This window comes from Streptomyces canarius, from assembly GCF_014650735.1.
GTDB lineage: Bacteria > Actinomycetota > Actinomycetes > Streptomycetales > Streptomycetaceae > Streptomyces > Streptomyces olivaceoviridis.
Genome location: NZ_BMVN01000216.1, coordinates 1 through 800, shown reverse-complemented (window position 1 = coordinate 800; position 800 = coordinate 1). Strand labels below are relative to the sequence as shown.

Here is an 800-nt window from a genome sequence, read left to right as displayed (position 1 = left end):
CCCCGGCCGGGTTCACCGTTACCAGCACGAGGACGTCCCCGATCGGTGCCGGGTCCGTCGCCGGGATCTTGGCCTCCTGCCTGGGCCCGGACGCCTCGAACTACCATGCGGTGATCGCGGTCCGCGCTCCCGTCGCCACGCAGGACACGGACGGCGTGGTCATCGCCGTCAACTCCGCCCACCAGTACGTGCAGTGCGAGGCGAAGGGCCACAAGGGCACCAGCATGTCCGTCCCGCCGACGTTCATCAACGACCGCCTGTGGGGCACCGGTCACCTGATCGAGTTCTTCGACAGCTTCAGCGAGCCGGCCGACGGGGAACAGACTCTCTCACTGGGCGCCGGACACTACACACCCGACGTCGCCAAGATCACCATCAGCTACGGCGACAACCCGACGCAGTACCCGGCCCTCATGGCAGACGGCGCGTACGTCTACACGGCGGCCATCTCCGGCCTCGAAGGGAACTCCCCCTCCCCGGCCCCCTACGTCCACGCCTACAACGCAGCGGGCCAGGAGATCTACAACCAGCAGACGGAACCCACCGCCAAGCAGTAACACCCCTCGCCGCAAGCCCTCGCTGCGGCCCCGGCACTCTGCCCGGGCCGCAGCGACCACAACGACCACGCACTCCCCCTCAAAACGCGGGTCCGGTGCGCCCAGCCCTGCTCCCCATCCCCCTCGGGAGACCACTGCGAAGCTTCGGGCACCGTGGCCTGTCGCCGCGGCGGTGAACCATCACGCCCCTACCTCGTGACAACCCGTCACCACACCACAAGAAGTGGACCAGAACCCGTTCTC

The 800-nt window shown here is 68.2% G+C and carries 1 pseudogene; it reads left to right on the top strand.

The features are described 5' to 3' along the window. Positions 1 to 557: pseudogene (locus IE294_RS46950) on the top strand (hypothetical protein); the annotation flags it as partial. Positions 558 to 800: the final 243 nt, after the last annotated feature.